This window comes from Bacillus sp. S10(2024), from assembly GCF_050473865.1.
In the GTDB taxonomy this organism is placed as follows: domain Bacteria; phylum Bacillota; class Bacilli; order Bacillales; family Bacillaceae_G; genus Bacillus_A.
The window spans coordinates 3450493-3460000 of sequence record NZ_JBFLUR010000002.1 but is presented as its reverse complement, the minus strand read 5'-3'; the positions used below and the strand labels follow the sequence as shown (position 1 = coordinate 3460000).

Sequence of the window (9508 nt, the reverse complement as noted above, 5' to 3'; positions counted from 1 at the left end):
GTGACTCTGCGCCGAAAATGTACCGGGGCTAAATACACCACCGAAGCTGCGGATTGATACCTATGGTATCAGTGGTAGGGGAGCGTTCTAAGTGCTGTGAAGTCAGATCGTAAGGACTGGTGGAGCGCTTAGAAGTGAGAATGCCGGTATGAGTAGCGAAAGACGGGTGAGAATCCCGTCCACCGAATGCCTAAGGTTTCCTGAGGAAGGCTCGTCCGCTCAGGGTTAGTCAGGACCTAAGCCGAGGCCGACAGGCGTAGGCGATGGACAACAGGTTGATATTCCTGTACCACCTCTTTATCGTTTGAGCAATGGAGGGACGCAGAAGGATAGAAGAAGCGTGCGATTGGTTGAGCACGTCCAAGCAGTTAGGCTGGTAAGTAGGCAAATCCGCTTACCGCGAAGGCTGAGCTGTGATGGGGAAGCTCCTTATGGAGCGAAGTCTTTGATTCCCCGCTGCCAAGAAAAGCTTCTAGCGAGATAAAAGGTGCCTGTACCGCAAACCGACACAGGTAGGCGAGGAGAGAATCCTAAGGTGTGCGAGAGAACTCTGGTTAAGGAACTCGGCAAAATGACCCCGTAACTTCGGGAGAAGGGGTGCTTTCTTAACGGAAAGCCGCAGTGAATAGGCCCAAGCGACTGTTTAGCAAAAACACAGGTCTCTGCGAAGCCGTAAGGCGAAGTATAGGGGCTGACACCTGCCCGGTGCTGGAAGGTTAAGGAGAGGGGTTAGCGCAAGCGAAGCTCTGAACTGAAGCCCCAGTAAACGGCGGCCGTAACTATAACGGTCCTAAGGTAGCGAAATTCCTTGTCGGGTAAGTTCCGACCCGCACGAAAGGTGTAACGATTTGGGCACTGTCTCAACCAGAGACTCGGTGAAATTATAGTACCTGTGAAGATGCAGGTTACCCGCGACAGGACGGAAAGACCCCGTGGAGCTTTACTGTAGCCTGATATTGAATTTTGGTACAGCTTGTACAGGATAGGCGGGAGCCTTTGAAGCCGGAGCGCTAGCTTCGGTGGAGGCGCTGGTGGGATACCGCCCTGGCTGTATTGAAATTCTAACCTACGGGTCTTATCGACCCGGGAGACAGTGTCAGGTGGGCAGTTTGACTGGGGCGGTCGCCTCCTAAAAAGTAACGGAGGCGCCCAAAGGTTCCCTCAGAATGGTTGGAAATCATTCGTAGAGTGCAAAGGCATAAGGGAGCTTGACTGCGAGACCTACAAGTCGAGCAGGGACGAAAGTCGGGCTTAGTGATCCGGTGGTTCCGCATGGAAGGGCCATCGCTCAACGGATAAAAGCTACCCCGGGGATAACAGGCTTATCTCCCCCAAGAGTCCACATCGACGGGGAGGTTTGGCACCTCGATGTCGGCTCATCGCATCCTGGGGCTGTAGTCGGTCCCAAGGGTTGGGCTGTTCGCCCATTAAAGCGGTACGCGAGCTGGGTTCAGAACGTCGTGAGACAGTTCGGTCCCTATCCGTCGTGGGCGTAGGAAATTTGAGAGGAGCTGTCCTTAGTACGAGAGGACCGGGATGGACGCACCGCTGGTGTACCAGTTGTTCTGCCAAGGGCATAGCTGGGTAGCTATGTGCGGAAGGGATAAGTGCTGAAAGCATCTAAGCATGAAGCCCCCCTCAAGATGAGATTTCCCATAGCGTTAAGCTAGTAAGATCCCTGAAAGATGATCAGGTTGATAGGTTCGAGGTGGAAGCGTGGTGACACGTGGAGCTGACGAATACTAATAGATCGAGGACTTAACCATATAATATGAAGCAAATGTTATCTAGTTTTGAAGGAATATACCTTCATAAGTCTGGTAATGATGGCAGAGAGGTCACACCCGTTCCCATACCGAACACGGAAGTTAAGCTCTCTAGCGCCGATGGTAGTTGGGACTTTGTCCCTGTGAGAGTAGGACGTTGCCAGGCAAATGAAAGACGAGTCAGTAGACTCGTCTTTTTTTGTTGTTTATTCTGTAAATATTCTGTAAAAAATGAATTGAAAATCTTCTGGGATGGAAGTTCATTTTATAATTAGGAAACTTTATATTCCTTATTCATAAAATAAAGAACGGCTGATTAAACGTGAGAAAATATGGATAGGATAGAGAAGGAAGCAAAAGAGTTGCAAAATTTTTTAATACGTATATAATTAAAGTCAAAGATAGTCAAAGTCAATAAAGGTGGAGGATAAATGAGAAATATATCTGATATTATTGAACAATATCTAAAGCAAGTTATTGACTTAAGTAATAATAATGCAATTGAAATTAAAAGAAACGAAATTGCTGATAAGTTTGATTGCGTGCCATCTCAAATTAACTACGTTATTAATACTCGTTTTACGTTAGAAAGAGGATTTGTAGTGGAAAGTAAACGAGGTGGCGGAGGTTACATTCGCATTATAAAAGTCAAATTGCATGATGATATAGACATTATTGATCAAATGTTACAAATGATTCAGTATAGTATTGCTCAGTCAAGCGCTGAGAGTATAATAAGGCGTTTAGCTGAAGAAGGCATTGTTACAAGCAGGGAAGCAAAGCTTATGTTTAGTGTGTTAGATCGATCTGTATTACTAACAGACTTACCGCTTCGAGATGAACTGCGAGCACGTATACTTCGAGCGATGCTTAGAACACTGAAATATAAGTAAAATTTCTTTTAGGAATAATCTATCTCCTAAAGGTTAGTTGAACGAATAAGGTTATAAATTCATAATTCGTTCCTATTGTAAAGGTGGGGAAATACGTTGATTTGTCAAAACTGTAATTCACAATCAGCAACGCTACATTTTACAAAAGTAATGAATGGAGAAAAGACGGAGATTCATCTTTGCGAGCGGTGTGCACAAGAAAATGGATATACGTCTTTCTTTCAATCAAATAAGTCTAGTTTTTCATTTCATAATTTATTAGCAGGTTTACTGCATGTTGAAGAACCTACACTTAAGAAAAAAACAAAGGGCTTTTCAGATACAGAGCCGTTGCAATGTTCGAAATGTAATATGACGTATTCGCAATTTGCAAAGATCGGTAGATTTGGCTGCGCTTCTTGTTATGAAACATTTAAAGAACAATTGCAACCAATGTTAAAGCGGCTTCATGGTGGGTATACAAGTCACAATGGGAAAATTCCTAACCGTATAGGAGGAAATATTCATCTAAAAAAAGAATTAGATGATTTAAAACTAAAATTGCATGAATGTATACACCAAGAAGAGTTTGAACAGGCTGCAGAATTACGTGATAAAATTCGCAGCTTAGAAAACCAGCTTCGTGAGCATAGAGAGGGGGAATAGTTCTATGTCACTTGATCGAATTATGAACGAAGCAATTAGTCCGTGGATGAGGGAAGATGGTCCTGATTCTGATATTGTTTTAAGCAGTCGTGTTCGATTAGCTCGGAATATACGAGATTACCAATTCCCGACTATGTTAATAAATGAAGAAGCGGAGCAAATGATTAAAGTGTTTCAAGAAAGGTTTACTAATCAAATAGTTGAACCTTTTGGGATATTTGAACTTTTACAAATGAATAGCATTCAGCCGTTGCAGCGTAGAGTATTAGTAGAAAAGCACCTTGTAAGCCCGGATTTAGTGGGAACAGAATATGGTGCTTGTTTATTATCTGAGAATGAACAAGTAAGCATTATGATTAATGAAGAAGATCATATTCGCATTCAATGTTTATTTCCAGGATTACAGTTATCAGAAGCGCTGCATAGTGCAAATCGCATTGATGATTGGATAGAAAGTCAGGTTGAGTACGCATTTGATGAACAAGTTGGTTATTTAACGAGTTGTCCTACAAATATAGGAACGGGTTTACGAGCTTCAGTGATGATACATTTGCCCGCTCTTGTTTTAACAGGACAAATGAACCGTATCGTTCAAGCGATTAATCAACTTGGTTTAGTGGTAAGAGGAATATATGGTGAAGGTAGTGAAGCGTTAGGAAATATATTTCAACTTTCGAATCAAATGACACTAGGAAAACCTGAAGAAGATATTGTAGAAGATTTAAAAAGTGTTGTTCAGCAACTTATTCAACAAGAGCGAGCAGCGAGAGAATCAATCATGAAAAACTCAAGCGTAGAGCTTGAGGATAAGGTATATCGTTCGTATGGTGTATTGGCAAATAGTCGCTTAATTGAATCAGCTGAGGCTGCAACATGTTTATCGGATGTGCGACTTGGCATTGATATTGGATATATCGAAAATATATCCAGAAATATTTTAACAGAGTTAATGATACTTACACAGCCGGGAATTTTGCAGCAATATGCTGGTGGTCCACTGCAACCTGATGAAAGAGATTACCGCAGAGCAGCACTTATTCGTGAAAGATTACAAATTGAACAAAATCGAGCGAAGTAGGAGTGTGATTTATATGATGTTTGGAAGATTTACAGAACGAGCACAAAAAGTATTAGCGTTATCCCAAGAAGAAGCAATTCGCATTGGTCATAATAATATTGGTACGGAGCATATTTTACTCGGTCTTGTACGAGAAGGAGAAGGAATTGCTGCGAAAGCATTAGTCGCACTTGGATTAAGCCCGGAGAAAGTTCAAAAGGAAGTAGAGGCGCTAATTGGGCGTGGTACGGAGATGTCTCAAACAGTTCACTATACGCCACGTGCAAAAAAAGTGATAGAGTTGTCTATGGATGAAGCGCGTAAACTAGGTCATTCTTACGTGGGAACGGAGCATATTTTACTTGGTCTTATTCGCGAAGGAGAAGGGGTTGCAGCCCGTGTTTTAAATAATTTAGGTGTAAGTTTAAATAAAGCACGTCAACAAGTACTTCAGCTTCTTGGTAGTAATGAGACAGCATCTGGCCATCAAGGTGGTGGTTCTGCTAATGCAAGTACACCGACACTTGATAGTTTAGCTCGCGATTTAACAGCTGTAGCTCGTGAAGGACGTTTAGATCCAGTGATTGGCCGCAGCAAAGAGATTCAACGTGTAATTGAAGTATTAAGTAGAAGAACAAAAAATAATCCTGTATTAATCGGAGAACCTGGTGTTGGTAAAACAGCGATTGCTGAAGGATTAGCACAACAAATTGTAAACAATGAAGTTCCAGAAACTTTGCGTGATAAGCGTGTTATGACATTAGATATGGGGACTGTAGTTGCCGGTACGAAATATCGCGGTGAGTTTGAAGACCGCTTAAAGAAAGTTATGGATGAAATTCGTCAAGCTGGTAATATTATTTTATTCATTGATGAGCTTCATACATTAATAGGTGCGGGCGGTGCAGAAGGAGCAATTGATGCATCCAATATTCTAAAACCATCATTAGCACGCGGGGAACTGCAATGTATTGGAGCAACAACGCTAGATGAGTATCGTAAATATATTGAGAAAGATGCGGCATTAGAACGACGTTTTCAACCAATCCATGTGGATGAACCAAGTTTAGAAGAATCAATTCAAATTTTAAAGGGATTACGTGATCGTTATGAAGCGCATCATCGCGTTTCTATTTCAGATGAGTCGATTGATGCAGCTGTAAAATTATCTGATCGTTACATTACAGATCGTTTCCTACCCGATAAAGCAATTGATCTAATTGATGAAGCAGCTTCAAAGGTTCGATTACGTTCTTATACAACACCACCAAATTTAAAAGAGCTTGAATTGAAACTAGAAGAGGTAAGAAAAGAAAAAGATGCAGCGGTGCAAAGTCAAGAATTTGAGAAAGCAGCTTCTTTACGTGATATGGAACAACGTCTACGTGAGAAATTAGAGGATACGAAGCGTCAATGGAAAGAGCAGCAAGGTAAAGAGAACTCAGAAGTGACAGTAGAAGATATTGCAAATGTTGTTTCAACATGGACGCGAATTCCAGTTTCAAAGCTAGCTCAAACAGAAACAGACAAACTATTGAACTTAGAAAATATTTTACATGATCGTTTAATCGGACAGGATGAAGCTGTAGTTGCGGTTGCAAAAGCAGTGCGCCGTGCAAGAGCAGGTTTAAAAGATCCAAAACGTCCAATCGGTTCCTTTATTTTCTTAGGACCAACTGGAGTTGGTAAAACAGAACTTGCACGGGCATTAGCGGAATCTATGTTTGGTGATGAGGATGCAATGATTCGTATTGACATGTCGGAGTACATGGAGAAACATTCTACTTCTCGTTTAGTTGGATCTCCTCCAGGCTATGTTGGATATGAAGAAGGTGGCCAATTAACAGAAAAGGTTCGCAGAAAACCATACTCTGTTGTTTTACTTGACGAGGTAGAAAAGGCGCATCCAGATGTATTCAATATTTTACTGCAAGTACTAGAAGATGGTCGTTTAACTGATTCAAAAGGCCGTACAGTCGATTTCCGTAATACAATTGTGATTATGACTTCCAACGTCGGTGCAGATGCATTAAAACGAAATAAACATCTTGGATTTAATGTGCAAGATGAAAGTCGTGATTATGCAGATATGAAGGGTAAAGTAATGGATGAGTTGAAAAAAGCATTTCGTCCTGAGTTCTTAAACCGTATTGATGAAATTATTGTGTTCCATACATTAGAGAAGAAACATATTAAAGAAATTGTGACTCTTATGGTAGAACAGTTAGTTAAACGTTTAAAAGAACAAGAGATTGATTTAGAGTTAACAGATGCTGCGATTGAAGCGATTGCTGATAAAGGATTTGATCCAGAGTATGGTGCCCGTCCACTACGTCGTGCGATTCAAAAACATGTTGAAGATCGATTATCGGAAGAACTTCTTAAGGGAGTTGTTGAGAAAGGTCAAAAAGTTGTTTTTGATACAGAAGGGGAAACATTTGTCATTCGCAGTGCAGAAAAGGTAAAATAAACATAGACAAACAAAAGGGGGCTAAACAATAGCCCTCTTTCTTGTACAAGAAAGAAATATTTTTGTTACACATGAAAGTGAAGTGTAAAAAACGATGGCTAAAAAGAAAACAAAATTTACATGTCAAGAATGTGGTTATCAGTCACCGAAGTACATGGGAAGGTGTCCAGGATGTGGACAATGGAATACCTTAGTCGAGGAGATGGAACCGGTTGTATCATCACGTCGACTTAATTATGCAAATGCAATTCAAACTGAAGTAACGAAGCCTCGTCGTTTGAAAGAAGTGGAAACGAAAACAGAAGCGCGTATTGAAACGAATTTTCAAGAATTTAACCGGGTTCTTGGAGGAGGAATTGTAGATGGTTCTCTCGTACTTATAGGAGGGGATCCTGGTATTGGGAAATCTACATTGCTGTTGCAAATATCATCACAACTAGCAGACCTTTCCTATGATGTCTTATATATATCAGGGGAAGAATCCGCAAAGCAAATTAAACTTCGGGCAGATCGTCTTCATGTAAATGGAGATAATTTATTTGTTGTATCAGAAACAGATTTACAACGAATTGCATTATATATAGATGAAATGAATCCATCATTTGTTGTAATTGATTCTATTCAAACGATTCATTTACCGGAAGTAACTTCAGCACCGGGAAGTGTCGCACAAGTACGTGAATGTACAGCAGAATTGATGAAACTTGCGAAAACAAAAGGAATTCCTATTTTTATTGTAGGGCATGTAACGAAAGAAGGAGCTATTGCCGGCCCTCGTATGTTAGAACATATGGTGGATGCTGTTCTTTATTTTGAAGGGGATCGTCATCATACATATCGAATTTTGCGGGCAGTAAAAAATCGCTTCGGTTCAACCAATGAGATGGGGATTTTTGAAATGAAGGAACTTGGTCTTTCAGAAGTGTTAAATCCTTCTGAAATCTTTCTAGAAGAAAGGCCTGTGGGTGTTGCGGGTTCAACGGTTGTTGCCTCTATGGAAGGGACAAGGCCCGTTTTAGTAGAAATACAAGCATTGATTTCACCTACAAGTTTCGGGAATCCAAGAAGAATGGCAACGGGAATTGATCATAATCGTGTCTCTCTTATTATGGCAGTGCTAGAAAAAAGAGCAGGGTTATTGCTCCAAAACCAAGATGCTTATTTAAAAGTTGCTGGAGGAATTAAGTTAGATGAACCTGCAGTAGACTTGGCAGTTGCGATAAGTATCGCATCAAGTTTTCGTGATAAAACGACTTCCCCAGGAGATGCGGTTATTGGTGAAGTGGGCTTAACTGGAGAAGTTCGCCGTGTCTCTCGTATTGAACAACGTGTACAAGAGGCGGCGAAATTAGGGTTTCAACGTGTAATTATCCCAAGGAAAAATTTGGGTGGATGGACGATTCCAGATGGGATTGAAGTAGTTGGCGTATCAAATATAGGAGAGGCTCTTCGATTTGCACTAGGAGGATAAGATATGGAAGAAAACAAGCAACGTTCTAAAAGTATTATTAATATTTTGCAGCTTGTTGCACCAGGGACACCGCTAAGAGAAGGAATTGATAATGTGCTTCGCGCACAAACGGGTGGGCTTATTGTACTCGGATACAACGAACAAATTAAAAGTATTGTTGATGGAGGATTTCATATTAATTGTGCCTTTTCACCTGCTAGTCTATACGAACTAGCAAAAATGGATGGAGCTCTGATTTTAAATGAAACGGGGAGTAAAATCTTAATTGCGAATGGACAGTTAGTTCCGGATCCAACTATCGAATCCATTGAAACAGGTATGCGTCACCGAACAGCAGAGCGAGTGGCGAAGCAAACAAATAGTCTTGTTGTTGCTATTTCACAAAGACGAAACGTAATTACTCTATACCGAGGGAACTTACGTTACACATTAAAAGATATTGGGGTTATTTTAACAAAAGCAAATCAAGCAATTCAAACATTAGAAAAATATAAGGCTGTATGGAATGAAGGGATAACAAATCTTGGTATCTTGGAATTTGAAGAAGCCGTTACGATGTCTGAAGTTGTGCATGTATTGCATAGCGTTGAGATGATGCTGCGTATTAAAAATGAAATCTTTAGTTACATTCATGAGTTAGGAACAGAAGGAAGACTTATTCGTTTGCAGTTAACAGAATTGATTGTTGACGTAGAAGCAGAAGCTGCACTATTAATTAAAGACTATTATCATGAAAAAACACAGGATCATTATCAAATTTTAAAAAAATTACAAGATCTTGCAAATGCCCAACTTCTAGAAGACAGTGATTTAGTGAAACTACTTGGATATTCTGGACAAATGAAACTAGAAGAAAGCATTACACCACGAGGGTATCGAATTGCAAGTAAAATTTCTAGAGTTCCACCTCTTATTATTGAAAATCTAATTAATCGTTTTAAGAATTTACAAGGAATTTGCCGCGCAACAATTGCAGATTTGGATGATGTGGAAGGAATTGGAGAAGTGCGGGCGAAAAAGATACGAGAGGGTTTAAAACGGATTCAAGAACACTTATATATGAGCAGACACAATTAAGAATATTACATTGATTTCATAATATGACGACACTCAAAGATTTTTTATATATGATATGATATATTGGTAAATAAAACAAATCATGAAAAAACACGTCCACTTTTGCACTCGAGGTTTTGAGTGGCGAAG

Annotated in this window: 6 protein-coding genes and 2 rRNA genes (1 of these 8 cut by a window edge); all 8 read left to right on the top strand. The window is 40.4% G+C overall.

From position 1 onward, the window contains the following. Positions 1-1766 (top strand): 23S ribosomal RNA (locus AB1280_RS17630) (it extends 1157 nt beyond the left edge of the window). 50 nt (positions 1767-1816) lie between these two features. Continuing rightward, positions 1817-1932, top strand: a 5S ribosomal RNA gene (gene rrf / locus AB1280_RS17625). Positions 1933-2197: 265 nt separating this feature from the next. Beyond that, positions 2198-2659 carry a CtsR family transcriptional regulator gene (locus tag AB1280_RS17620; RefSeq protein WP_272190960.1) on the top strand — a complete coding sequence of 154 codons (462 nt, stop codon included), beginning with the start codon at positions 2198-2200 and terminating at the stop codon, positions 2657-2659. Between the two features lie 96 nt (positions 2660-2755). Then, positions 2756-3304: a UvrB/UvrC motif-containing protein gene (locus AB1280_RS17615; protein ID WP_272190962.1), complete on the top strand. Its 549-nt coding sequence runs from the start codon at positions 2756-2758 to the stop codon at positions 3302-3304. Between the two features lie 4 nt (positions 3305-3308). Beyond that, entirely contained in the window at positions 3309-4382 is a 1074-nt protein-coding gene (locus AB1280_RS17610) for a protein arginine kinase (RefSeq protein ID WP_272190963.1), read from the top strand. 13 nt (positions 4383-4395) lie between these two features. Beyond that, entirely contained in the window at positions 4396-6831 is a 2436-nt protein-coding gene (gene clpC, locus AB1280_RS17605) for an ATP-dependent protease ATP-binding subunit ClpC (RefSeq protein ID WP_272190964.1), read from the top strand. Between the two features lie 94 nt (positions 6832-6925). Beyond that, positions 6926-8302: a DNA repair protein RadA gene (gene radA, locus AB1280_RS17600; RefSeq protein ID WP_272190965.1), complete on the top strand. Its 1377-nt coding sequence runs from the start codon at positions 6926-6928 to the stop codon at positions 8300-8302. A gap of 3 nt (positions 8303-8305) precedes the next feature. Further along, positions 8306-9379, top strand: coding sequence for a DNA integrity scanning diadenylate cyclase DisA (disA, locus tag AB1280_RS17595; RefSeq protein ID WP_272190966.1), 1074 nt, complete (start codon positions 8306-8308; stop codon positions 9377-9379). Positions 9380-9508 lie beyond the last annotated feature (129 nt).